Genomic DNA, 25,241 nt, shown 5'->3' with positions numbered 1-25,241 from the left:
GCCTTTCCGGATGCACACCAGCCGGGCGTGCATCCGGAAGGGCGGAAAAAATGAGGGGAGGATCCCGATATGGAACCAATCTTAAAGACGGAAAACCTGACGATCCGATTTGGCGGACATACCGCTGTGGACCATGTGAACTTCACCCTGCCGCCGAATGAATTCAAGTCGGTGATCGGTCCGAATGGCGCGGGCAAGACCACTTTCTTTAATCTGATCAGCGGCGAACTCAAGCCGACAGAAGGCAGTGTCTATTTCAAGGGGCAGTTGCTCGACGGCTTGTCGCCGGTGGAAAGGACACGGCTCGGCCTCGGGCGGTCCTTCCAGATTACGAACGTCTTCCCGAATCTGACCGTTCTGGAGAACGTCCGTCTCGCCGTGCAGTCGAGGGAAGGGGTTCGGTACAACCCGATCCGGCACTTCAGCTCCTATAAGAAGTTCACGGAGGAGTCGGTGGAGATTTTGTCGACCGTCCTGCTTGACGGCAAGGCGGACGCCATTGCGAGCCAGATTTCCCACGGGGAGAAGCGGAAGCTTGAAATCGCCATGCTGCTGGCGCTTGATACCGAAGTGCTTCTTCTGGATGAACCGACCGCCGGAATGTCACTGGAAGAGGTGCCATCCATCCTGAATGTCATCAGGAAAATCAAGGAAGGCGGGAATAAGACCGTCCTGCTGATCGAGCACAAAATGGACATGATCCTCGATCTGTCCGATTCGATCATGGTGCTGTTCAACGGAAAGCTCCTTGCGGACGGGACACCCGAGGAGATCATGCAGAACGAGACCGTACAAAATGCGTACCTGGGAGGGATGCCCCATGAGCAGACTGCTCACGCTTGAGAACGTCCACACCCATATCGGCCAGTATCACATCCTTCAGGGTGTCTCGCTGGAGGCGGAAGAAGGGGAAGTGACCGTACTCCTCGGCCGCAACGGCGCCGGAAAAACGACGACACTCCGCACGATCATGGGGTTGTCGCCGGCTACGTCCGGTACGATCCACTATGACGGACAAGACATCACGAAACTTCCGACCTTCTCCATTGCCAACGGCGGCATCGGCTACGTGCCCGAGGACCAGGCGGTCTTCACGACACTCACCGTCGAGGAGAACCTGAAAGTCGCCATGCGCAAAGAAGACGAGGCTGCGATGGCGCGCCAGGATTATGTGCTGACGCTTTTTCCGGACCTGAAGAAGTTCTGGAAGAAGGAAGGCGGACACCTGTCCGGCGGCCAGAAGCAGATGCTTGCGATGGCAAGGGCATTTGTAAATGACAACAGGCTCATGCTGATCGACGAACCGTCCAAGGGGCTTGCCCCGATCGTGATCGAATCTGTGATGGAGGCGATCCGGGAGATGAAAAAGCAGACGACGATCATCCTGGTCGAACAGAACTTCTCGATGGCTGCGGGAGTCGGGGACACCTACACATTGATCGATGACGGGGAGACCGTCCAGAGCGGGCGGATGGAAGACCTGATGCGCGACGAAGAACTGAAGCGGACCTATCTGGGAATCGCCTGAAGGGAGGCCATGTAAATGGATCTATTATTGAATCTTACAGTCAACGGGCTGGCCACGGGCATGCTCATCTTCCTGCTTGCAGCGGGCCTGACACTGATTTTCGGTCTGATGAGCGTCCTGAACTTTGCCCACGGCGGGCTGTTCGCCTGGGGGGCCTTCAGCGGCGTATTCTTCTACGGCGTGACAGGAAGCTTCCTCATCTCCGTCATTGGAGCGGTGCTGACGGGTATCGTCCTCGGCTTTATCACGGAAAAGCTGATCATCAAGCCGGTGTACGGTAACCATGTGCAGCAGATCCTGATCACGCTCGGCTTCATGCTGGTGTTGTCCGAAATGCTGAAAGTTGTTTTCGGACCGAACCAGATCGCGGCAAAAACGCCTGATTACCTTGCCGGAAGCTGGGAGGCGGGCGGTGTCATCCTGATCAAATATCGCCTGTTCATCATTCTCGTCGGAATTCTCGTTTTCGCCGTCGTCCAGTTTATCCTGAAGCGGACGAAAATCGGGCTGATCGTCAGGGCGGGCGTTCTGAATAAGGAAATGGTGCAGGCACTCGGCATCGACATCAATAAAGTCTTTCTTTATGTGTTCATGGCCGGCGCAGGACTTGCGGCACTGGCCGGCGCGCTGATGGCTCCGTATTCAGGGGTTGTGTACGCGGAAATGGGACTTGAATTCGCAATACTCGCCTTTATCGTCGTTGTGATCGGCGGGATGGGAAGCTTCCCGGGCTCGCTTCTCGCGGCTATCCTCGTCGGATTGGCCGGTAGTTATATGGCTTACTTCGTCCCGTCGCTGTCTCTCGCGGTGAACATGATCCTGATGGCGGTCGTGCTCATTTTCAGACCACAGGGACTCTTTACGGCAAAGGAGGCATGACCGATGATATCCAAACTTCAAGGAAAGAACTTCTGGCTGATCGTCATTGCCGCGGTGCTTGCCGCTTTCCCGTTTTTCTCGGATTCCAGGACGATGACGATCCTGCTGACACAGATCTTCATCTTCGCCATTCTTGCGATGAGCTATGACATTCTACTCGGCTACACGGGAATCGTGTCATTCGGGCACGCGATGTTCTTCGGGGTAGGCGCCTATACGACCGCCGTTATTCTCGACCGGATGGAGCCGACGCTCGGCATGTTCTTCCTGTCGATTATGGCAGGCATGGTGATTGCGGGTGTCATCAGCTTCATTGCGGGGCTGCTCACACTCAGGCTGAAAAGTCATTTCTACGCCATGTTCACGTTGGCGCTTTCAGGCCTGTTCCTGGTCGCTGCCGAGAAATGGCGGGCGATCACGAACGGCAATGACGGATTCACGTTCCGGGCTCCTGAGTTTTTCCAGGACAGGACGATGTTTTATCTGGCGGCGCTAGGCTGCCTGATCATTGTCTATCTGCTTTTGTCCCGCTTTGTCGCCTCACCGATGGGCCGCGTGCTCATCGCGGTAAGGGAGAATGAGCAGCGGACCGCTTCGCTCGGTTACAAGACCCTTCATTATAAAGTGACGGCATCTGTTGTAGCTGGTGTCTTTGCAAGTCTTGCCGGCTCTCTTTACGCGGTTTCCCTCCGCTTCGTCAATACGAGTGTGATGACGATGGACATCACGCTGGATGCGCTTCTCATGACAATCATCGGAGGAGTGGGCACCCTGATCGGTCCGATTCTCGGGGCCACAGTTATCGAGTTTGCCCAGCATTATCTGTCCGGACTTGCACGGGATTATCCGATATTTGAGCGCTGGATCATCTTCTTTGGAATCGTCTACATCCTGGCGGTGGTCTTCTTCCCGCAGGGAATCGTCGGCTGGTTCCGTCAGGTCCGGGCGAAGCGCAGCGGGAGGCGGGCTGCTGCACTGAAGGCAAAGCAGCCGGTCCTGAAGGCGAAAACGGAAGAGAATGGATAAAGGAGCAGAGCCATGGCAGTCGGAATCTTAAGCACGGGCATGTATATCCCGGATACCTACTTTGATGCGGAACAGTTGGCGGAAATGACGGGGCTCCCTGTAGAGGTGGTCCGGACCAAACTCGGCATCAACCGGATCCCGGTTCCGGGAAGGGACGACCATACGGCGGCCATGGGCATCCGGGCGGCACGGGAGGCGATCCGCAAAGCGGGGATCGACCCGAAGGAGATTGACCTCATCATCTATATCGGCGAAGAACATAAGGAATACCCGCTCTGGACCGCAGCAATCAAGATGCAGGAAGAGCTCGGGGCCCATCACGCGTGGGGGTTTGACGCGGCGATGCGCTGCGGGACGACCATCATGGCGATGAAGGTGGCAACCGCGCTCATGGAGACGGATCCCGATATCCGGACGGTTTTGCTTGCCGGAGGGTACCGCAACGGTGATTTTATCGACTATCGCAATGAGCGGACACGGTTCATGTTCAATCTCGCTGCGGGCGGCGGGGCGATGATCCTGAGGAAGGACCTGGGGCGCAACACCGTTCTGCAGGGGGAAATCATCACTGACGGCTCATTTTCAGAGGATGTCGTCGTGCCGGTCGGGGGAACGATGCAGCCACTGACGGAAGAATCGCTCCGTGACGGTCTGTACCGCCTTGACGTACTGGATCCGGAAGGAATGAAGATGCGGCTTGAACAACGGTCGATGGAGAACTTCCTGAAGGTGATCCGGGGGTCGCTGGCGAAGAGCGGCTATACGGATGCCGATATCGACTATCTCGGCATCCTCCATATGAAACGGTCCGCCCACGACTATGTCCTCGGGCAGCTCGGGCTGAGCGAGGAGCAATCGGTCTATCTGGATGACTACGGCCATATCGGACAGTTTGACCAGATCCTGTCTCTTGAACTCGCCGAGCAGCAGGGCAGGCTCAAGGATGGGGATGTCGCTGTCCTGGTCAGTGCCGGAATCGGTTATGCCTGGGGCGCCATGACGGTCAGGTGGGGACCGGAAAGATGAGGAGGAGAAAATAAGATGGCGTTAAAAGAAGTGAAGCTCAAAAACGGGGAGACGATCACGTACAGAGAACGTCCGGGCGGTGAACAAGTCATTGTGCTGGTCCACGGCAACATGACTTCCTCAAAGCACTGGGACATCATGATGGATACGCTCGACCAGGACTATACAATCATTGCACCGGACCTGAGGGGGTTCGGCGGATCCACCTACAACAAGAGAATCACGTCGATCCGGGATTTCTCCGAGGATCTGCATGACTTCACTGAGCAGCTCGGCCTCGATTCGTTTAGTCTGGTCGGGTGGTCTACGGGCGGGGCGGTGGCGATGCAGTTTACGGCAGACCATCCGGAACCGGTCCGAAAACTGGTCCTTTTGGCTTCTGCCTCGACAAGAGGATATCCGTTTTATGGCTTGAAAGCGGACGGAACCCCGGATCCGGAAAATCGTCTCCGGACCATCGGTGAAATTGAGCAGGATGCGGGCAAGACAAAGCCGATGCAGGGGCTGTATGATTCGGGCAACCGGGAAGGGCTGAAAGCCGTATGGAATGCGGCAATCTATACAAAGCGGCAGCCGGATCCGGAACGCTATGAAGCCTATGTCGATGACATGCTCACGCAGCAGAACCTGGCGGACGTCTACCATGCGCTGAACACATTCAACATCAGCGCTGTCCATAACGGTGTGACGCAAGGGACGGATCAGGCGAAGGATATCCGGGTGCCGGTTCTGGTCCTGCGCGGTGACCGCGACCTGGTCGTCACCAGGGAAATGACAGATGAAATAATAGCGGACCTCGGGAACAACGCGGTGTTCGTCTCCCTGGAAGACAACGGGCACTCCCCGCTGATTGATGATCTGGATGGACTGAAGGAATCAATCGAAACTTTTTTGACGGAGAAGGTGAAGCAGCATGAGGCTTGAGGGAAAGACGGCCATTATCACGGGCGGCGCAAACGGAATCGGGCTCGCTGCCGGCAGGCGATTTGCGGAAGAAGGGGCCAGGGTCATCCTGGCCGACTTTGATGAACAGGCGGGCCGTAAAGCGGAAGAACAACTGAAGGCGGACAGCTTGGACATCCGGTTTATCCGTGTGAATGTCGCGGACAGGGAAAGCGTCGACCGGATGGTGGAGGAGGCGCTGAACGACTCCGGCCGGATTGATGTGCTCGTCAACAACGCGGGCATCACAAGGGACGCGACACTCATGAAGATGACGGCAGAACAGTGGCAGCAGGTGCTCGATGTCAACCTGACCGGGGTCTTCAACTGCACCCAGGCAGTCGCTGCGCATATGACGGAGCGGGGAAGCGGCAAAATCATTAATACTTCTTCGGTGAGCGGTGTCTACGGCAACTTCGGGCAGACAAACTATGCCGCAGCCAAGGCAGCAGTTGTCGGCATGACGAAGACATGGGCAAAAGAGCTCGGCAGAAAGGGCATCAATGTCAATGCCGTTGCCCCGGGATTCACGATGACGGCAATGGTGGCAAAAATGCCGGAAAAGGTGATCGAGCAGATGAAAGGCGGCATTTCGCTCAGGCGTCTCGGCCAGCCGGAGGATATCGCCAATGCTTACCTGTTCCTCGCATCGGACGAATCTGCGTATGTGCACGGCCATGTTCTTCAGGTGGATGGCGGCATCATGATGTAACAAAAGGAGGAGAGCAGAATGTACACGGATCACGGATGGATCATGAAGCGGGCTGAAATTACGCCGGGCAACACGGCACTGATCGATGTACATACCGGGCAGCGCTGGTCATACGGGGAACTGGCAGGCCGAACAGCTGCCTATGCGGAGCGGTTCCGTTTAGCCGGACTCCAAAAAGGAGAGCGGGTCGCTGTACTATCGCATAACCGGATTGATCTGTTCGCTGTCCTGTTTGCCTGTGCAGGCAGGGGGCTGATCTATGTCCCGATGAACTGGCGGCTCAGCGAAAGCGAGCTCCGGTATATCGTTGATGACAGCGGCCCGTCCCTATTGCTGCATGATGACGAGCACGCCGGCCGGGCAGCCGGTCTGGGCGTTCCGGCATCACCTATTGATCCCGTTCCGGCATCCGTGAACCCCCGTACAGAGCAGGTTGCGAGCGACCCGGACGATCCGTGGATGATGATTTATACGGGAGGGACGACCGGTCGTCCTAAAGGTGTCGTCCTGACCTTTGAATCTGTTAACTGGAACGCCATCAACACGATCATCAGCTGGAACCTGTCGGGACGCGACTGCACGCTGAACTACATGCCACTGTTTCACACCGGCGGTCTGAATGCGCTCAGTCTTCCGATCCTCATGGCAGGGGGCACTGTCGTCATCGGCCGGAAGTTTCATCCGGAAGAGGCGATCCATGCCCTGAATGACTACAACACGACGATCTCCCTCTTTGTACCGACGATGCACCAGGCGATGCTCGACACCGATCTGTTCTGGGATACCGAGTTTTCCTCCGTGGACGTTTTCCTGTCCGGGGGCGCACCATGCCCGCAGACAGTGTATGACGCCTACCGGCGAAAAGGGGTACGCTTCAAGGAAGGATACGGCATGACAGAAGCGGGGCCGAATAACTTTGTCATCGACCCGGATACGGCGATGAAAAAGCGGGGCGCAGTAGGAAAAAGCATGCAGTTCAACGAAGTCCGAATCGTGGATGCAAAGGGGCGGCCATGCAGGGCCGGAGAGGTGGGAGAGCTCCATCTCCGGGGCCGACACCTGTTCTCCCATTACTGGAACAACGAAGAGGCGACCCGTGAAGCGCTGAAGGACGGCTGGTTCAGTACAGGCGACCTTGCCAGCCGGGATGAAGACGGAGATCATTTTATCGTCGGCAGGAAAAAGGAGATGATCATTTCCGGCGGGGAGAACATCTATCCGCAAGAAGTCGAGCAGTGCCTGGTCGGCCATGATGGAGTCAAGGAGATCGCGGTCATCGGTATTCCCGACCGTAAATGGGGAGAGCGCGTCGTGGCCTTTGTCGCCGCAAAACCGGGGAACGTGCCGAAAACTGAGGACCTGCTGCGGCATTGCTCCCGGACGCTCGGCAGCTATAAAGTTCCGAAAGACTTCTTTTTCATTCAGGAGCTGCCGAAGACCGATATCGGCAAGATCGACAAAAAGAAACTTGCCGCGATGGCGGAGGATTTAAAAAAAGAAGAGATGCAGCACCCGGGTCAAAGCGGATGACCCGGGTTTTTGATGTGTGAATATTGGTCGGCTGGCTATTCTTCACACTCGCGCCTTTAATCTTCAATCTCGGCGTCCTAAATTTCAAACTCAGGTGGCTATTCTTCAAACTCAGGTAGCTAATCTTCAAACTCACAAGTCAATCCGAAAAAGGTGATGCCCGATCCGGTTTTCATCTTAACCATGCCTTTACGAACTTCAACAACAGCTTAACATTCCGGAAACATTTGGGCGTTACGATGAAAGCGGAGTTTCAATCACAGGAGGTGCTTCGGATGAAAGTGGACCTGCATATGCACTCGGTGTTTTCGGACGGGGAACGGACGCCGCGCGGACTGATGGATCTGGCGGCGATAAGGGGGCTCTCCTGCATTGCGATTACAGACCATGACTCGGTTGGCGCCTATGCGGAAGCAAAGGCCCATGAAGGGCGGACCGGCGTCCGGGTAATCCCCGGAATCGAACTGAACACGTACGGACCCAACGGGGAGTTGCACATCCTGGGTTACGGTTTTGATCCGGATCATCCGCTGATGAAGGCACACTGCGAGTGGCGCCGACAGGAGCGGGAGTCTTGGAGCCGAAAGATCGTCCGCCGGTTGAACAGGATGGGCTACGAGATTCCTTGGGAAGACTGCCGCGCAAAAGCGGAAGGCGGCGTGATCGTCCGGACACATATTGCAAAAGTCCTCGTCGAACACCGGTATTTCCACGACGTGGAAGAAGCATTCGACCGGCTCCTTTCATCCGGAAGCCCCGGCTATGTCGAGCGCGAAACGTTTTCATCCGAAGAGGCGATCGCTCTGATTCATGATTGCGGCGGTTTCACCTTCCTCGCGCATCCGGGGGCCTACCGGTTCGGTTTCAGCATCGACCGCGTATCGGATGAGGGTCTTGACGGCATCGAAGTGTATTATCCCGGCCACTCCGAACTGGAGACGGTCCAGTGGTGGGCGGAGTCGGAGCGGCTGGGCCTTTTGAAGAGTGTCGGCAGTGATTTTCACGGAGAATCCTCGAGAAGTCCGCAGTTGCCGGGTTCCGTCGATTACGATCATGAGGACGTACACGGCTGGCTGATGCAAATTTTGCATGGTGAGGAGGTGGCCCGATGAGCAAAAAATGGTACGGTTCCTCCACTCTATTCTGGGGCGGGACCATCCGCCAGATCGCGGATAAGTTCAGCGCTGCGGGTCTCGGGGGTGTCGAGCTGTGGGCGGAGCAGTTCAGATTTTCCGGATTCAGGGTGAGCGCGGTGAAGGAAGTGCTCGGTGATGCCGGTCTCGGGCTGACGCTTCATGCGCCAAGCTGGGATCTGAATATGTGCTCCTTGAATGAGGGGATCCGAGAGCAGTCCTTGTCTGAGATCGAGCGCTCGGTCGCACTCGCCGCCGATCTCGGTGCGGAGGATGTGACCATTCATCCGGGACGGATTACGGTGAATGAACGCTGGACGGAATGGCATCTCGAGAAGATGCAGCAGTCGCTTGACCGGCTGGAGCGGATTGCGATCCGGGAAGGCATCCCTCTGTCTGTCGAGATGATGGAAGACAGGGACGGGGAACTGGTCACAGGCCCGGAGACGATGAACCGTCTCGTCCGTCATCGCTCGCCGTTTATCACGGTGACAGTCGACACCGCACATGTGCCGTTCTCACGCTCCCCATTTATCGAGATGAACGCGCTCTGCCGCGTCGGCAAGCTCCATGTCAGCGATGCGACGGCCAACCGGTTCCATGTCCCGCTCGGCAAGGGGAAGGTGGACACCAAGCCGGCCATACGGGCAGCGGCCGAACGAGGAATCATTCGGGTGATCGAAGGATTTGATTACCTTGGTGAAACTAAAATGCTCGAAGAAAACATGAGGTACCTGAAAAAGAACGGGTTGTTCGGAATGGAGGAAATCACCTATGAGATTTCTCGTGACGAATGACGACGGAATCTTTGCTCCCGGCCTGGCCGCTGCCGTTGACGTGCTTCAGCATTTCGGAAAAGTCGCGGTCGTCGCCCCGGATGGTGAACGGAGTGCGGCAAGTCATTCCATTACGCTCCGGAAACCGCTGAAGGCGGAAAGGCTGACGATTTTCGGAGGCAATGTCCCGGCCTACGCAATAATCGGCGGAACGCCGGCGGACTGCGTGAAGCTGGCGCTGGATGTCCTGTTTGAAGAAAAGCCGGACTGTGTGGTTTCGGGCATCAATGCAGGGGCGAACATCGGCAGGGACATTCATTACTCCGGAACGATCGGTGGGGCGAGGGAAGGCAATCTGTCCGGCATCCCGGGTGTGGCGGTTTCACTGGATCGCACGGATGCGGCGGAGCCTGACTTTGGTGCGGCGAAAGGCTTGTTCTATACGGCACTGTCGAGCCTCAGAAAAGAGGAAGCGCTCGAGGGCATCCTGAACATTAACCTTCCGGCGATCCCGGAATCGGCCTGTCCCGGAATCGTGGAGGCGGTACCGGACTTTTCACTCGACCGGTACCGCCATATGACGGCAGACCAGCCCGAGGGCGGGGTTCTCTATTGGCTGCGCGACCGGCAGGCATGGCTTGAATCATCACGGCCGGACGGTGATTATCACCTGCTCCGGGAAGGATACATCACGGTATCGAAGATCGGTCTAATCGCCGGCCAATATGAAAATCAGATCACAGCGATAGGGGGAAAACAAAGATGAAGATGAAAAAGACGATGCTGACGATGGGGGTTGCGGCGAGCCTGATGCTGGCTGCGTGCTCGGGAACGGATGCGGAATCAGAGGCGGGTAGCTCAGGGGAAGAAGGCGGCCTAAGCGGCACGCTCGACTTTTACACTTCCCAGCCGGATACCGATGCGACGGCGCTGGTGAATGCATTTAATGAGCAGCATCCGAAAGTGGAAGTGAACGTCTTCCGGTCCGGTACGGAAGAAGTCATCGGCAAGGTTCTGGCAGAGGAGCAGGCGGGCGATGTGCAGGCAGATGTCCTCCTTGTCGCCGACAGCGTCACTTTCGAGGGCCTGAAGGAGCAGGATCTTCTGGAACCGTACGAATCGGAAGAACTCGATGCAATTCCTGAAGATTTCATTGATCCGGACCATACATACGCGGGAACAAAAGTGATGGCAACCGTCCTTGCCGTCAATACGGACAAAGCGGAACAGCTGCCGGATTCCTGGAATGCACTGACGGACGCCGATTCGAAAGATGAGGCGATTATGCCGAGTCCTCTATACAGCGGGGCAGCTGCCTACAACGCCGGGGTGTTTACCCGCCAGGACAGCTTCGGATGGGATTTCTATCAATTGCTGAAGGATAACGGCACATCTGTCGTTCAGGGGAACGGCGCGGCCCTGAAGGCCGTCCAGGCCGGTGAAAAGACATACGGGATGGTTGTTGACTACATTGTCGCCAATGCCAAAGCCGAAGGATCACCGGTGGATCTCGTTTATCCGGAAGAGGGCGTCCCGGTCATCACGGAGCCGATCGGCATGATCAAGGACACGGATAACGAAGAAGCGGCGAAGGCATTCATCGATTTCGTCCTGTCGGAAGAGGGACAAAAACTTGCCTCGGACCTGGGCTACACGCCGATCCGCACAGGTGTCGAAGCACCAGAGGGACTCAAATCCATCGATGAGATGAACGTCCTGTCCGCACCGCTTGACGAGCTGAGCAGCGGCCGTGAAGACGATAAGCGCGAGTTCAAGGAACTGTTCGGGGAATAATGGGGGCGGTCCGATGATACAGATCACCCTGAATGATGGAGGGCGGCAGGCGGCTGGTGCCGGACGCCGCTCTTCTCTGTTGCGGGGCGTTCCGGTATGGCTTTCGGTGATGCTCGTCACGCTGCTTTTCGTCCTCCCGGTCCTCCGCCTGTTTTATATGAGCTTCTTAGAAGACGGAGGAATGTCACTTGCGCATTACCGCACGCTGCTGAGCGAATCCGGCACGTGGACGATGCTTATGAATACCCTGATTGTCACGGCGGGATCGACTGTACTTTCTCTTGTGCTGGGCGTGACAACGGCGTGGCTCACCGCCTACACGGACATCCGGATGAAAAAGGCGCTGCAGGTGTTTATTTTGCTGCCGTTTATCATTCCGAGCTATATCGTCACGATTGCCTGGACGCAGCTGGCATCGGATATCCCGTTCGCGGATATCAACCTGTACAGCATGGGCGGCATTATATTCGTCCTCGGCATTACCCATTATCCGCTCGTTCACCTGTTCACGGCGAATGTTCTCCGGCGCATCCCGAAAGAACAGGAATGGGCGGCCCGGGCGGGAGGGGGCGGCCGCCTCACCGTGCTCCGCCGCGTAACACTGCCTCTCGCGCTTCCGGGAATCGTCGGCGGTGCGATGATCGCGTTCCTGTCGAACCTCGACAACTTTGGCATTCCGGCATTTCTCGGAATCCCGGCGAACATCACTGTCCTGAGCACTGCAATCTACCAGGAGGTCATCGGGTTCGGTCCCGGAGCATTTTCTCGGGCAGCGGCACTGTCTGTCATCCTGGCGATTGTCGCGCTCGCCGGGACGCTATTTCAATGGCTGCTTCTCAGGAAATCGGCAACGGACGGGACGGCGGCTCCAGACACCGAGCCGAGGATCCGGCTCGGACGAAAGCGGCCGTTTGCAGAGACGGTGCTCTGGCTGTTCGTGCTCGGCACCGGAATCGTGCCGCTCTTGTCCATGCTGAAGACGTCGGTCATTCGGGCGTACGGCTTGCCGTTCATGCCTGACAACCTGACGTTTGACCATTACCGTTATGTCCTGTTCGACTACGGCAAATCATTTGAAGCCATCGGCACCAGCCTGAAGCTTGCGGTGTGCGCTTCTCTGATCTGCCTGGTTTTCGGGACAGTAATCGCCTATTTCCGGACACGGCGGCCGGGTGGGGTCATGCGCTATATCGAGCTTTCAGTGGGCCTGCCGTATGCGCTGCCGGGCATCGTGCTCGGACTGGCAATGATTTTCGCCTGGATGGAGCCAGTTCCCGGGTGGAACCCGGGCATTTACGGTACCGCCTGGATCCTGCTGATTGCCTATGTCACGCGGTTCATGGTGCTGCAGGTCCGCGGCAGCATGACAGCGATGGCCCAAGTATCGCCGGACATGGAGGAAGCGGCCCGCATCTCGGGCGCCGGTACAATTTCAAGGTGGCGGAATATCCTGCTTCCGCTTTTGTCGGGCGGCATCCTGAGCGGGGCACTGCTGGTTTTGCTTACGTCACTGACCGAATTGACCGTCTCGTCTCTGCTCTGGTCGAGCGGATCCGAGACGATCGGCATCGTCATCTTCAACTTTGAGCAGGCAGGCTACACAACCCATTCGACCGCCTACTCGGCCGTCGTGCTCTTCCTGATGGGAGCGATTGCGGGACTGGCCTATCTGATGCTCGGGATTTGGAAGAGGAGGCTCCATACACCATGAAAACAGAACTGACCGGTATCCTGAAGACATTCGGGGAGACGGATGCACTAAAAGGGATCGACCTGGAAATCGGCGAAGGGGAGTTTGTTGCCATTGTCGGGCCATCGGGCTGCGGCAAGACGACTCTCCTTCGGCTGATTGCCGGATTCGAGATCCCGTCCGAGGGCGAGATCCGGATGGGCGGACGCACGGTCGCCGGCGTTGGTATTGCCGTTCCGCCCGAAAAGCGAGATCTCGGAATGGTGTTCCAGTCGTTCGCGCTCTGGCCGCATATGACGGTCAGCGAGCAGGTTGCTTTCCCGCTCCGCCATCACCGGTTCATTGATCCCGCGTTGAAACACGATGCGGCCGGACGGGTCCGGCAGATGCTTTCGATGGTCGGCCTCGCCCAATACGGCAGCCGTATGCCCTCGGAACTGTCCGGCGGCCAGAAACAGCGGGTCGCCATCGCCCGCGCGCTGGCGCCGAACCCGTCACTCTTGCTGATGGATGAGCCGCTCTCGAGCCTCGATGCCCGGCTCCGGCTCGAACTGCGAAATGAGATCCAGACGATCCACCGCCAGACAGGCACCTCCATCGTCTATGTCACGCACGACCAGGATGAGGCACTGGCGATGGCAGACCGGATCGTCGTCATGAACAGCGGCAGGATCGAACAGGCTGGGCCTCCGGAAGAGATCTATTTGCGGCCGGAAACTCCGTTTGTAGCGACATTCATCGGGAAGGCGAACCTGATTCCCGGCAACTGGAGGGACGGCTGCTTCCACCCGTTCGGCAGTCCGCAAATCGCCTGGGCCGTTCCGGGTGTCGCACCGGCCTTCCGTGACGCAGGACTGTGCCCGCTCCGTCCGGAACAGCTGGCATTCGGCACCGGCGAAGGCATCAGAGGAACGGTGCGAAATGTGCTTTATCTGGGAAGGGAGATCCATTATACGATCGATGTTGGCCAGCAAACGGTTGACCTGGTCACGGGCCTTGCCGGCCGTCTGTCCGCCGGAGATCCGGTCGTTCTGCAGTACAGTGCAACCCCTGCAGGATCATCCCCGGCTATGAATGAAATGGAGTATCGTTGAAGAAGGGCTGTTCCGTGTAAACGGGACAGTCCTATTTTGTTTGTTCTAGTGAAAAGAAGGCTGAACTGCCTGACGTGTGGTATGAAAGGCAGGAATCTGACGAGAACACATCGAATAGTTTTAATTATCTAATAGTATAAAGGGAGCGAGTGCCATGTTCATGCCCGAAGTGGTCGTCGAGTACGGGAAGACCCAACCGGAGAAAATGTATACGTCGTTCGAGGGGAGACAATGGACGTACGGGGAATTTAGGGAGAAGGCGGAGCGGGTCGCCGCTTATTTCCAACAGCAGGGCTACCAGCCGGGTGATGTGATCGCCCTCCTCGCCGGGAATTCTGACTCGTTTGTTGCTGCTTATTTTGGCGTGCAGCTCGGCGGATTCATCCTCATGCCGGTCAATACAAAGCTGACAGCCCGGGAGATCGGATATATCTTCGAACACTCTGAAGCCAAGTCGCTGATCGTCGATGAAGCGCTCCGGAAGACGGCGGATGAGACGGGTGCTGTTTTCCATGAAGTGCTTGAGATTGGCGGCACCGGAGAGTTCGATGCCATTCTGGAAGATACGGTGCTCGTCCCCGATCCGGTGAAACTGAAATCGGATGATACGGCGGTTATCATGTACACCTCCGGCACGACCGGCAAGCCGAAGGGCGTCATGCTGACACACCGGAACCTCCTGGAGACGGCGGAGATCTGGGCGGAGGCGATGGACGTCACTTCAGACGACCGGATGCAGATCACGACACCGCTGTTCCACTGCGCGGCAAGCCATGTGTTCATGAACGCCGTGTCGGTCAGCGGCGGCACGCTCGTGATTGAGACGGCATTTTCACCGGAAAGGACGGTCAGGACACTGGAGGAAAGCCGGGCAACAATGTTCTTCGGCGTGCCGGCGATGTTCGCAATCCTCCTGAACCGGCCGGACATCGGAGAGCTGAATGTCCCGGATCTGCGGTTGTTCTGCTATGGCGCTGCACCGATGCCGTACGAGCTCGTTAAAAAGCTGAAGGAGATTTTCCCGGGTGTGAAGGTCCAGAACCTGTACGGCCAGACGGAGAATACGCCGGCCGCCACAACCCTGAAAGACCATTATGCCCTCGATAAGATCGGATCGGTCGGCGAGCCGCTTCCGAGGACGGAAGTGCGGGTCGTCGATGAACAGGGGCGCACACTCCCGCCGGGCCAGGTCGGGGAAATCGTCGTAAAGGGCCCGCAGGTCATGAAGGGCTATCTGAAGAACGAAGAAGAGACCGCCCGCACGATCCGGGACGGCTGGATGTACTCGGGTGACCTCGGACGCACCGACGAGGACGGACTGCTGTATATCGTCGACCGCAAGAAGGATATGATTATCCGCGGCGGGGAAAACATCTATCCGCTGGAAGTGGAAGAGGTGCTGTTCCAGATTCCTGAAGTGCTTGAAGCCGCTGTAGTCGGCATTCCGCATCCGGTTTACGGCGAGGTGCCGAAAGCGTTTGTTGTAGTCAAGGAAGGAAAGACTCTTTCTGAGGATCAGATTATTGAATACTGCGCACAGCATATTGCTAAGTTCAAGTTGCCGGCGGAAGTGGAGTTCCTGGATGTGCTCCCACGGAATGCTTCGGGCAAGGTGCTGAAGCATACCCTCCGTCCGAAGGCGGAAGAAGCGAAAGCATGATGAATGATGAAAAGGACCGGCGGCTGCCGGTCCTTTTTTAATTTGAAGTGGAGCATTTCTTTGTCAACGTTTCACCATTTCTCCCGGCTATGGTGCCCGCCTTTATCCTTCCGGGAACCCCAATTTACTTAGCTGGTCAGCTTGAAGAGCTTCCTTATTAAAAAACGAACGTCTGCAACAGCGTAAAACAATGAAATCGGGTAGCGTTACGTATGTTCTTTAACTTTGTTTTTACTATTAGTATAATAATAAGTTGCCTCATTTTTTGTTTGGTCTTTATATGGAAAAAACCTAATTCAAAGGGGTTTGAGAAAGCAGCTAAAGGCCAATGTGTCCAAATTTACTTCCTGAATTGATTTTGCTAATATAGTTTAGAAAGTAGTTTACTGTCCGGCTCCGAAGGGAAAGCTGAAGAAGATTCGGGCGAAATATTCAGAACCCTTAAAAAAGTCTCGTTGCGGGCTTTTTTTAGTTCGGACGGAATGAGTAAAGGAGGGAATAGGAGATGCATTTGCTGCCCCGTGAAGTGGATAAGCTATTAATCGTTGTGGCGGCCGATCTGGCCCGCCGCAGGAAAGATCGCGGACTGAAGCTGAACCATCCTGAAGCGGTTTCGCTGATCACCTACGAGGTGCTGGAGGGGGCTCGTGACGGAAAGAGTGTTGCCGAGCTGATGGAGTATGGAGCGAATATCCTCTCCCGCGAGGATGTCATGGAGGGCGTGCCGGAGATGATTCCGGACATCCAGGTGGAAGCAACTTTCCCGGACGGGACAAAGCTCGTCACTGTCCACAACCCGATCCGATAATCAAGACAGGAGGAAACTGATCATGCATCCTGGACAATACGTTCTTCAAGAAGGAGACATCATCTGTAACGAGGGAAGGGAGATCATGACCATCACCGTGACAAACACGGGAGACCGGCCCGTACAGGTTGGTTCGCATTATCATTTCTATGAAGTGAATCCTGCGATGAAATTCGACCGGAAGCGGGCTTACGGGAAACGGCTGAATGTGCCGGCGGGTGCCGCCGTACGCTTTGAGCCGGGTGATGAGAAGGAGATTGAACTGATTGACTTTGCGGGTGAGCGACGCGTCTATGGATTCCATAATGAAGTAGACGGCCCGCTTGATGGGGAGGCAGAATCATGACGTTCCGAATGACAAGAAAACAGTACGCGGAAATGTTTGGCCCGACTACGGGAGATTCCATCCGCCTAGCTGATACGAATTTGTTTATCCGGATTGAGAAGGACTATACATCATACGGCGATGAGGTGGTATTTGGCGGCGGCAAGGTTATCCGTGACGGGATGGGCCAGCACCCGCTCGCAACAAGGGCTGACGGCGCCGCCGATGTCGTGATTACGAATGCCATCATCCTGGACTATACGGGCATCGTGAAAGCGGACATCGCCATCAAGGACGGCCGCATCGCGGGTATCGGAAAGGCCGGAAACCCGCTCGTCATGGATAACGTTGACATTATCATTGGTGCATCCACGGAAATCATCGCGGGTGAGGGGCGTATCGTGACGGCCGGGGCGATCGACACTCACGTCCACTTTATGAATCCGAGACAAGTGCAGGTTGCCCTCTCTTCCGGTACCACGACACTGATCGGCGGGGGGACAGGTCCTGCAACGGGATCCAAGGCAACCACGGTCACACCGGGTGAATGGAATATTCACCGAATGCTGATGGCGGCAGAAGGGCTTCCGATTAACGTCGGCTTTACCGGAAAGGGGCATGCCGCAGCGAAAGAGCCGCTTGCCGAGCAAGTGCGGGCGGGTGTCATCGGCCTGAAGGTGCACGAAGACTGGGGGGCAACTGGCTCCTCACTGGACATGGCGCTGTCGGTGGCGGACGAGTATGACGTCCAGGTGGCGCTGCATGCCGATACCCTGAACGAAAGTGGATTTATGGAAGAGACGATGGCGGCTGTCCGGGACCGGGTCCTCCACATGTACCACACTGAAGGGGCAGGAGGGGGACACGCGCCGGACTTGATTAAGTCGGCCGGCTATATGAATATCCTTCCTTCATCCACTAACCCGACGCTTCCGTATACGGTCAATACGATTGACGAACATCTGGACATGGTCATGGTCTGCCATCACCTGAACCCGTCCGTGCCGGAGGATATCGCATTTGCGGACTCCCGGATCCGCCGGGAAACGATTGCCGCGGAGGATATACTCCAGGACATGGGCGTCTTCAGTATGGTGAGCTCGGATTCCCAGGCGATGGGCCGTGTCGGAGAGGTGGCGATCCGTACATGGCAGGTTGCGGACAAGATGAAGATGCAGCGGGGACTCCTGAAGGGGGATTCCGAATACGCCGATAACAACCGTGCCAAACGCTATATTGCGAAATACACGATCAACCCGGCGATCACCCACGGTATTTCAGAGTATGTAGGGTCTGTCGAGGTCGGCAAAATTGCGGATCTTGTCCTATGGGATCCGGCTTTCTTTGGGGTAAAACCGGAGATGGTTCTGAAGACGGGTCTTGCTGTGAGCGGTCTGATGGGAGATGCGAACGCTTCGATCCCTACCCCGCAGCCGTATATCATGCGGCCGATGTATGCCCAGTACGGAAAAGCGTTGCATGAAAGCTCAATAACGTTTATCTCGAAGGCCGCCTATGAAGACGGTGTACATGAGAAACTGGGGTTGCAGAAGCGGGTTCTTCCGGTAGGCGGCATCCGCACCCTCACGAAAAAGGACATGAAGCTAAATGCTGAAACACCGGAAATCGAAGTCGACCCTCAAACCTATGAGGTTCATGTAAACGGAGAGCATCTGACATGCGAACCGGTTGAGCGAGTACCGATGGGGCAACGATATTTCTTATTCTGAGGTGAATAGACATGATTGTTGAACGGATCTTGGGCAATCTTGGTGAAATGGATCCGGTTGAGATTGGTAACCGCCATAAGGAGAAGATCCTCCTCGAAAGCGATGCACTTGTCAAGCGCATCCAGCGGGTCACAACCGATCACGGGACAGAAATCGGAATCCGCCTGAAGGAGCCGCGTGACCTCCGGGCGGGCGATGTCCTGTATATGGATGAACGCAATATGATTATCGTCGATGTCATGACAGATGATCTGCTGGTGATCCGCCCGCGCTCGATCCAGGAGATGGGGACGATTGCGCACCAGCTGGGCAACCGGCATCTTCCCGCGCAATTCGAAGGGGATGAGATGCTCGTTCAATACGATTATCTCGTTGAGGATCTTCTGAAAGAGCTGGGCATTCCATATGTGCGAGAGGACAGGAAAGTAAAAGAAGCTTTCCGGCATATCGGGCACAGCCATGACTGAACGGCTGCTGGCCCTCTTCCAGCTCTGTGACTCGAACTTGCCGACGGGATCGTTCAGTCACTCGTTTGGGCTGGAGACCTATATCCAGGACAACACCGTAACCGACAGTGAATCGTTTGAGGAATGGCTGTCCTGCTACCTGGAAGAGCAGCTCGCTTATACGGACGGAATCGCCTGCCGGATGGTTTATGATGCGCTGGAAGCCGGTGATCTGGATGCGGTCTCTGCAATCGGCGCCAAGCTTCACGTCCAGAACCTTCCGAGGGAGACGCGGCAGGGAACCCGGATGATCGGGGAAGGCATGCTGAAACTGTTCAGCCGGTTGTATGATTTCCCCTTCCTGACTGACTACGGCCGGCTGGTAAAGGAAAAGCGGACAGTCCCGCATCCGGCCATTGTTTTCGCCATCACGGCCCACGGACTCGGGTGCAGCCGCGAAGAAGCTGTTCTGTATCATTTCTACGGCACCGTTTCGGGACTGATCCAGAATGCCGTAAGGGCAATACCGCTGGGGCAGACGGCCGGCCAGATGCTCCTCAATCGTATCCGGCCGCTGCTCCGCCAGACAGCGGAAAAGGCCCTCACACTGCCTGACGAGGATTTCGGTCTTGTCGCACCGGGACTTGAACTGTCGCAGATGCAGCATGAGCGGGTCAACGTCCGGATTTTCATGTCCTGATAGACAGGCGTACCCCAAGCTGCCCGAGGGCAGCTGTACCCTTAATTTAGAGAGTAATAAACAGAAAGGAACTGGTCAGATGGAACCCATTAAAATTGGAATAGGCGGCCCGGTAGGCGCGGGAAAAACCATGCTCGTCGAAAAGCTGACGCGCCACATGAAAGACGACGTCGATATGGCTGTTGTAACGAATGACATCTATACGAAGGAAGATGCCAAATTCCTTATTGCACACGGTGTACTTGAGGATGACCGGATCATCGGTGTGGAAACGGGCGGGTGCCCGCACACCGCTATCCGTGAAGACGCCTCCATGAACTTTGCCGCAATCGATGAACTCGTGTCACGCCACCCTGATGTCGAGCTGATCTTTGTCGAAAGCGGCGGTGATAATCTAGCTGCCACTTTCAGCCCGGAGCTCGTGGACTTCTCGATCTACATCATAGATGTGGCCCAGGGGGAAAAAATTCCGCGCAAGGGCGGGCAGGGAATGATCAAGTCCGACTTGTTCATCATCAACAAAACAGACCTTGCGCCTCATGTCGGGGCAAGCCTGGAGGTTATGGCGGAGGATACGAAGAAATTCCGCGGAGACAAGCCATTCGTTTTTACAAACCTGAAAACTGAAGAGGGACTTGATCAAGTGATCGACTGGATCAACAAGCAGGTCCTTCTTAAAGGATTGGCTTGACCATGACGAAATGGACGGGGGAGCTGATTCTCTCCCTCGAGGACCGCGCGGGCAAGACAGTTGCCCGGAACGTCTATTTCCAGGGTGCTTTCAAAGTAATGCGCCCGATCTATCATGATGACTCCGGCAAGGTCTGTTACTACCTCCTGAATCCGGGCGGGGGTTATCTGGACGGAGACCGTTACCGCATGGAAATCACAGCGGAACCCGGCGCACAAGTCACACTGACGACACAGGGCGCAACGAAAGTCTATAAGACGCCAAAAGACCATGCTTATCAGGAGACGACGATGTCACTGAAGTCAGGCAGCTACCTTGAGTATCTGCCCGACCCGCTGATCGCGTACAAGAACGCGACATACCGCCAGAAAAACATCGTCCGCATGGAAAGAGGAGCCACATTCCTCTATACGGATATTCTGACCCCGGGCTGGTCACCGGATGGCGGACAATTCGCCTTTGATTCGGTCAGGCTCATCAATGAGATTTACGTGGACGGGGAACCGGCGGTCTTTGACAATATCCGGTTGTCCCCGGCCGATCAGCGTGTCGGCGGTCTCGGATTTATGGAAGGTTACACACACCTTGGTTCAATGATTGCCATCGGTGAACAGACAACCGACAACCTGGTTGATGCCCTCCATGGCCTGCTTGCCGAAACATCGGAGGGGGATCAAGTGAAGTTCGGGATTTCCCGGTTGGCTGTCCCGGGATTCAGCATCCGGATCCTGGCCCGTTCTACGGGAAAAATCGAGAAGATGCTGAATGCATGCCATAAACGGATCAGTGAAGAATGGCTTGGCCTGACGCCTGCCTCCTTGAGAAAATATTAAGTTGATGAAATCCGGAGCCTCTGCAGCTCCGGATTTTTTTGCGGGTTGAAAAAGAGGGCTGATTTCGTTATCGTGGGGGGAAACTCCAACATAAGGAGGAGACTGACATGCAGGAGAATAACCGGGGAAAAACTCAAAAGGAACAGGTTGTCGATACATTCGCCGTCGAGCCGCTGTTTGAAGACCGGCCGCACGAACGTCTCGCGTTCACGTTCAAGGTAGAAGGGGACGAGTACAAGGGTCATTTCCACAAGGAAGAAATTCAGTGGATGCATCCCCATCCAAAGCAGCTCATCGGTGAGGAAACCGCGACAGAGATTGAAATTGTCATTCATAGGCTGATGAGCAAAGCCGGTCATACCGCCGGTGACATTGAGAAAATCGAGGTTAAGCCTGCCTTTGAGGACCGCCCGCATGAGCGTCGCCAGTTCGCCCTGACGGTGCAGGGTGAAGAATTCAAGGGACTGGTTCATGAAGGGGAGATCCAGTGGTTCCACCCGCAACCCCATCAGAAGCTTGAAGAAGGGCATGTGGAAGAACTCGAAAACCGCGTGCATGAAGAAATCGGCACACCGCAAGCGGAAATCGGAGACAACGCCTGAAGGCCACTAGTACGGATTTACAGCAGAAATAAATAAAACGGCATGGCCATCGCCTTTTTGGCGATCGGTCATGCCGTTTTCCGTTTTTCACTCTATCCAGGTTTCGTCAGATCTTTGTTATCCAAGGCAAACTGCCTCAAATACGGCAAAGTTCAGTCCGCCTGCTTATCCCAGTCCTCAATGTTCCAGAGGATGCCGAATCCGTGGTGGCCGAGCGTACGGTCACTGATGCCGGTGACATTTTCATTCACCCCGTACAAGGCGTCCAGATAGACAAGGAAGGTATAAGGCGGGTCTTCGGCCAGCACTTCCTGGAAGCGGCCATAAGCCGCTTTCCGCTTATCCGGAACCGTTGCGGTCCGGGCTTCGGTCAGCAGGCGGTCGACCTCGTCATTCCGGTACTTGCCGAAATTGTATTGACCGCCTCCGATTTCGCTGCTGTGGAACAGGCGGTACGTATGGTCGTCGGGATCGAACTCGCTTCCCCAGCCGATGACGAGCGCTTCTTCACCATCGTATTTAACCGCGTTCTGGTCGACCGGCTTCGGCTCGGCAATAATGCCCAGGGGTTTGAGCTGCTGGGAGACTACATTGGCGAGTGCGACACGGACCGTGTCCTGGGCAGGGGCGACGAGCTCGAAGCTCAGAAGTTTCCCGTTCTTCTCAAGAATGCCGTCGCCGTTTTTCTCCCATCCGGCCACTGCGAGCAGCTCCGCTGCGCGACCGGAATCCGGACTTTCTGTGCGGCCTGCATCAGGGTTCGCTGCCCATGACTTCTGAAGCGGCCCGAAAGCCGGTTCGCCTTTACCCGCGAGAATCCCGTCGACCATTGCCTTACGGTCGACAGCGAGGCTGATGGCCTGCCGGACTTTCGGATCCCGGAAAATCTCATGGTCAAAGTTGTACATGATGGCGCGGTAATCGGCCGTGTCCATCTCATGAACTTTGACGGGGTCCGATTTGTTCACTGCCTTCACCTGGGACGGGGTGAGACGGGCCAGGTCAATCTCGCCTGCCTTCAGTTGTACGAGGCGGGTGTTGGCATCCGGCACCGGTTTGAACACGACTTCATCCAACTTCGGTTTTTTTCCGTAGTACTGTTCATTCCGTTGAAGCACGATTGTACCGTCGCCTTTCCATTCCTTCATGCGGAACGGCCCATTTCCGACAGGGTTACGGTTGAAGTCCGATTCCGCAAGATTTTCTCCATCGAGAATATGTTCCGGCACGATGCCGACTTTCAGCTTGTCGAGAAGCGGGGGATATGGGCGGTGCAGCCTGATTTCGACTTGATAATCGCCGTCGGCCCGGACATCCGCAATTTCGCGGAATTCCCCGGTAATCGGGGTGTTGGTCTTGGGGTCCAGAATTTTATCAAGCGTGAAGACGACATCATCGGCTGTTACCGGTTCACCGTCCTGCCAGACGGCATCTTCCCTCAGCTTGAACGAATAGGTGAGCAAGTCTTCACTGATTGTCCAGCTCTCGGCGAGGTCTGGGGTCACTTCGTTTTGTTCGTCGGGCTTAGTCAGGCCACGGAACAGCAGGGCATCGATTTCCTGGCTTTCATCAAGGACCGGATTCACCCGGTCGATTTCGGCTTCCATACCGTAAATGAGCTGCTTCTTGCCACCTGCGGCATAATCGGCAGTTTCCGCACTGCATGCGCCTGCCAGGCCGGCGATGATGACGGCTGCCATGGTGATGAACGATATTTTGTATTTCTTCATAGTGCTCCTCCTTGATGGCTGCACAAGTCCACTCCCCGTCCCGGTACATGCTCGAGTAGACGTTTCGTGTAGGAGTTTTCGGATGCCGCCAGTTCTTCAGGTGATCCGCTGTCCTCAATACGCCCTTGCCGGATCACATAAATTCTGCTGCAGAGCGCAAATGCGGCCCGGATATCATGGGTGATGAACAGGAAGGCAGTGCCTTCCCGGTCGCAGAGTGACCTGAGCAGGCGGATCATCTTAGCCTGGGTGCTCATGTCGAGGCTGGCAAACGGTTCGTCGAGGACAACAAGTTCAGCGGAGACGGCGATGGTCCTGGCCAGTGCCAGCCGCTGGTTCATGCCGCCGGACAGTTCGGCCGGATATTGATGTGCGGCTTCGGGCGGGAGCCCAACCTCTGATAAGAGACGGCGTGCCGTCCGCTCCCGTTCTGTTCGTCCGGTTCCCCGATATTCCAGTCCTTCTGCGACCAGGCGACCGGCCGTCCAGCCAGGATTGAAAGAGGCGGCCGAATCCTGGTGGACCCATTGGACTGCTTCTGGAAAATTGCTGGCACCGTGCCATGATATCGTTCCGGTCTGTGGAGATTCGATGCCGGTCAACAGCCTGGCAAGCGTGCTTTTCCCGCCACCGCTCTCACCGATCAGCCCGACAATTTCCCCAGAACCAATGGAGAGAGACACCTTATCCAGTGCCTGAACCTCTCTTTTTCTGAACAGACCGCCTGTCCGGTAGGACATGGACAGGCCGGATGCATCCAGCAGGGGGAGTGGCGTACCCGGTTTTTCGGCTGGCGGGGCTAATCCGACCGTCCGCCAGTCATCCGCAAGCCGCATGGCCGCACGTGAGCGGGGGACGGTGAATATTTGGCGCGCAGGCCCTTCTTCCGCCAGCCTGCCGCTGTCCATGACGAGAATGCGGTCCGCCATCTCTCTGGCCACTCCGAGGTCATGCGTGATCAGGAGCAGCGTGCCACCAGTTTCATTTTTCCAATCCTTCAGAAGTCCGAGGATGGCTGCCTGAATGTTCAGGTCCAGCGCAGTTGTGGGTTCATCTGCAATGAGCAGCTCAGGCTCCAGTGAAGCTGCGAGCGCAATCTGGATCCGTTGGCGCATTCCGCCAGACAGTTCGTGCGGAAAAGCTGAGACCACCCTTGCCGGATCCGTGATGCCTGCCCGGCCAATCCAGTACAGAGCACGCCTGTGTGCCTCTTTTCCTTTGAGGCCGAAATGGACGGAAAACAGTTCGGTGAAATGCTGCCCGATCGTCCGGATCGGATTGAACGTCCCGGATGAATCCTGGAAAACAATTCCGGCATCGCGGCCGAGATAGGACCGACGCCGCGATGCCGGCATATGAAAGACTGATTCTCCGCGAAAACGGACAGCTCCTGATGCCTGCATTCCATCGGGCAGAATGCCGAGCACGGCTCGTGCGGTCATGCTTTTGCCTGATCCGCTCTCACCGATTATGACGGCGGTTTCTCCTTCCTCGATGCTGAATGTCAGGCCGGAGAGGATATCACCCCGATTACAGGCAACCGTGAGCCGGTCAAGTTCCAGAATGGCCATTCATATTACGCTCCT

The 25,241-nt window shown here is 56.2% G+C and carries 25 protein-coding genes; 23 read left to right on the top strand and 2 right to left on the bottom strand.

What is annotated here, in order from left to right; translation table 11 throughout:
- Positions 1 to 69: 69 nt before the first annotated feature.
- The 23 genes from AV656_RS07250 (at position 70) to AV656_RS07140 (ending at position 21,925) form a co-directional block, all read left to right on the top strand.
- Positions 70 to 843, top strand: a complete 774-nt coding sequence (locus AV656_RS07250; protein ID WP_063180328.1) for an ABC transporter ATP-binding protein — start codon at positions 70 to 72, stop codon at positions 841 to 843.
- Positions 821 to 1,528 carry an ABC transporter ATP-binding protein gene (locus tag AV656_RS07245; protein WP_063180325.1) on the top strand — a complete coding sequence of 236 codons (708 nt, stop codon included), beginning with the start codon at positions 821 to 823 and terminating at the stop codon, positions 1,526 to 1,528. The genes AV656_RS07250 and AV656_RS07245 overlap by 23 nt, the downstream gene beginning before the upstream one ends.
- Positions 1,529 to 1,543: 15 nt before the next feature.
- The gene (locus AV656_RS07240; protein WP_063180322.1) at positions 1,544 to 2,407 is read left to right on the top strand and encodes a branched-chain amino acid ABC transporter permease; all 864 of its coding nucleotides are present in this window, start codon (positions 1,544 to 1,546) and stop codon (positions 2,405 to 2,407) included.
- Between the two features lie 3 nt (positions 2,408 to 2,410).
- Positions 2,411 to 3,433: a branched-chain amino acid ABC transporter permease gene (locus tag AV656_RS07235; RefSeq protein ID WP_063180319.1), complete on the top strand. Its 1,023-nt coding sequence runs from the start codon at positions 2,411 to 2,413 to the stop codon at positions 3,431 to 3,433.
- Positions 3,434 to 3,445: 12 nt separating this feature from the next.
- The gene (locus AV656_RS07230) at positions 3,446 to 4,459 is read left to right on the top strand and encodes a 3-oxoacyl-ACP synthase (RefSeq protein ID WP_063180317.1); all 1,014 of its coding nucleotides are present in this window, start codon (positions 3,446 to 3,448) and stop codon (positions 4,457 to 4,459) included.
- 15 nt (positions 4,460 to 4,474) lie between these two features.
- The gene (locus tag AV656_RS07225) at positions 4,475 to 5,383 is read left to right on the top strand and encodes an alpha/beta fold hydrolase (protein WP_063180315.1); all 909 of its coding nucleotides are present in this window, start codon (positions 4,475 to 4,477) and stop codon (positions 5,381 to 5,383) included.
- Positions 5,373 to 6,113, top strand: a complete 741-nt coding sequence (gene fabG / locus AV656_RS07220; RefSeq protein WP_063180311.1) for a 3-oxoacyl-ACP reductase FabG — start codon at positions 5,373 to 5,375, stop codon at positions 6,111 to 6,113. Before AV656_RS07225 ends, fabG begins: the two co-directional genes overlap by 11 nt.
- Positions 6,114 to 6,131: 18 nt before the next feature.
- Positions 6,132 to 7,643, top strand: a complete 1,512-nt coding sequence (locus AV656_RS07215) for an acyl-CoA synthetase (protein WP_063180308.1) — start codon at positions 6,132 to 6,134, stop codon at positions 7,641 to 7,643.
- A 275-nt stretch (positions 7,644 to 7,918) separates the two neighbouring features.
- Positions 7,919 to 8,755, top strand: a complete 837-nt coding sequence (locus tag AV656_RS07210; protein ID WP_063180305.1) for a PHP domain-containing protein — start codon at positions 7,919 to 7,921, stop codon at positions 8,753 to 8,755.
- On the top strand, positions 8,752 to 9,573 hold the full coding sequence (locus AV656_RS07205) for a sugar phosphate isomerase/epimerase family protein (RefSeq protein WP_063180302.1): 822 nt from the start codon (positions 8,752 to 8,754) through the stop codon (positions 9,571 to 9,573). Before AV656_RS07210 ends, AV656_RS07205 begins: the two co-directional genes overlap by 4 nt.
- Positions 9,551 to 10,318: a 5'/3'-nucleotidase SurE gene (gene surE / locus AV656_RS07200; RefSeq protein WP_063180300.1), complete on the top strand. Its 768-nt coding sequence runs from the start codon at positions 9,551 to 9,553 to the stop codon at positions 10,316 to 10,318. The genes AV656_RS07205 and surE overlap by 23 nt, the downstream gene beginning before the upstream one ends.
- Entirely contained in the window at positions 10,315 to 11,346 is a 1,032-nt protein-coding gene (locus AV656_RS07195) for an ABC transporter substrate-binding protein (RefSeq protein WP_156484812.1), read from the top strand. Before surE ends, AV656_RS07195 begins: the two co-directional genes overlap by 4 nt.
- A gap of 13 nt (positions 11,347 to 11,359) precedes the next feature.
- On the top strand, positions 11,360 to 13,057 hold the full coding sequence (locus AV656_RS07190; protein WP_063180298.1) for an ABC transporter permease: 1,698 nt from the start codon (positions 11,360 to 11,362) through the stop codon (positions 13,055 to 13,057).
- The gene (locus AV656_RS07185; RefSeq protein WP_063180296.1) at positions 13,054 to 14,130 is read left to right on the top strand and encodes an ABC transporter ATP-binding protein; all 1,077 of its coding nucleotides are present in this window, start codon (positions 13,054 to 13,056) and stop codon (positions 14,128 to 14,130) included. The genes AV656_RS07190 and AV656_RS07185 overlap by 4 nt, the downstream gene beginning before the upstream one ends.
- Positions 14,131 to 14,284: 154 nt before the next feature.
- Entirely contained in the window at positions 14,285 to 15,790 is a 1,506-nt protein-coding gene (locus tag AV656_RS07180) for a class I adenylate-forming enzyme family protein (protein WP_063180294.1), read from the top strand.
- A gap of 505 nt (positions 15,791 to 16,295) precedes the next feature.
- Positions 16,296 to 16,598 carry an urease subunit gamma gene (locus AV656_RS07175; protein ID WP_008296439.1) on the top strand — a complete coding sequence of 101 codons (303 nt, stop codon included), beginning with the start codon at positions 16,296 to 16,298 and terminating at the stop codon, positions 16,596 to 16,598.
- 22 nt (positions 16,599 to 16,620) lie between these two features.
- Positions 16,621 to 16,944: an urease subunit beta gene (locus tag AV656_RS07170; protein WP_063180292.1), complete on the top strand. Its 324-nt coding sequence runs from the start codon at positions 16,621 to 16,623 to the stop codon at positions 16,942 to 16,944.
- On the top strand, positions 16,941 to 18,653 hold the full coding sequence (gene ureC, locus AV656_RS07165; RefSeq protein WP_063180289.1) for an urease subunit alpha: 1,713 nt from the start codon (positions 16,941 to 16,943) through the stop codon (positions 18,651 to 18,653). The genes AV656_RS07170 and ureC overlap by 4 nt, the downstream gene beginning before the upstream one ends.
- An 11-nt stretch (positions 18,654 to 18,664) precedes the next feature.
- Positions 18,665 to 19,120: an urease accessory protein UreE gene (gene ureE, locus AV656_RS07160; protein ID WP_063180287.1), complete on the top strand. Its 456-nt coding sequence runs from the start codon at positions 18,665 to 18,667 to the stop codon at positions 19,118 to 19,120.
- Positions 19,113 to 19,799 (top strand): urease accessory protein UreF, encoded by a 687-nt coding sequence (locus AV656_RS07155; protein WP_063180283.1) that lies wholly within the window; start codon positions 19,113 to 19,115, stop codon positions 19,797 to 19,799. The genes ureE and AV656_RS07155 overlap by 8 nt, the downstream gene beginning before the upstream one ends.
- A gap of 79 nt (positions 19,800 to 19,878) precedes the next feature.
- Entirely contained in the window at positions 19,879 to 20,490 is a 612-nt protein-coding gene (gene ureG / locus AV656_RS07150; RefSeq protein ID WP_063180281.1) for an urease accessory protein UreG, read from the top strand.
- A gap of 2 nt (positions 20,491 to 20,492) precedes the next feature.
- The gene (locus AV656_RS07145) at positions 20,493 to 21,323 is read left to right on the top strand and encodes an urease accessory protein UreD (protein WP_063180278.1); all 831 of its coding nucleotides are present in this window, start codon (positions 20,493 to 20,495) and stop codon (positions 21,321 to 21,323) included.
- 107 nt (positions 21,324 to 21,430) lie between these two features.
- A complete protein-coding gene (locus AV656_RS07140; RefSeq protein ID WP_063180276.1) occupies positions 21,431 to 21,925 on the top strand; it encodes a hypothetical protein in 495 nt (164 codons plus the stop codon).
- Between the two features lie 152 nt (positions 21,926 to 22,077).
- On the opposite strand, the gene AV656_RS07135 is transcribed toward AV656_RS07140, so the two are convergent.
- Together AV656_RS07135 and AV656_RS07130 are read right to left on the bottom strand one after the other, a co-directional pair.
- Positions 22,078 to 23,655 (bottom strand): ABC transporter substrate-binding protein, encoded by a 1,578-nt coding sequence (locus AV656_RS07135; RefSeq protein WP_063180274.1) that lies wholly within the window; start codon positions 23,653 to 23,655, stop codon positions 22,078 to 22,080.
- Complete coding sequence (locus tag AV656_RS07130; protein WP_063180272.1) at positions 23,652 to 25,226, bottom strand: ATP-binding cassette domain-containing protein; 1,575 nt, start codon at positions 25,224 to 25,226, stop codon at positions 23,652 to 23,654. Before AV656_RS07130 ends, AV656_RS07135 begins: the two co-directional genes overlap by 4 nt.
- Between the last annotated feature and the right edge of the window lie 15 nt (positions 25,227 to 25,241).

This window comes from Bhargavaea cecembensis, assembly GCF_001619585.1.
Lineage (GTDB): Bacteria > Bacillota > Bacilli > Bacillales_A > Planococcaceae > Bhargavaea > Bhargavaea cecembensis_A.
The sequence above is the reverse complement of the archived record's forward strand: the minus strand, read 5'-3'. Positions and strand labels throughout refer to the sequence as shown.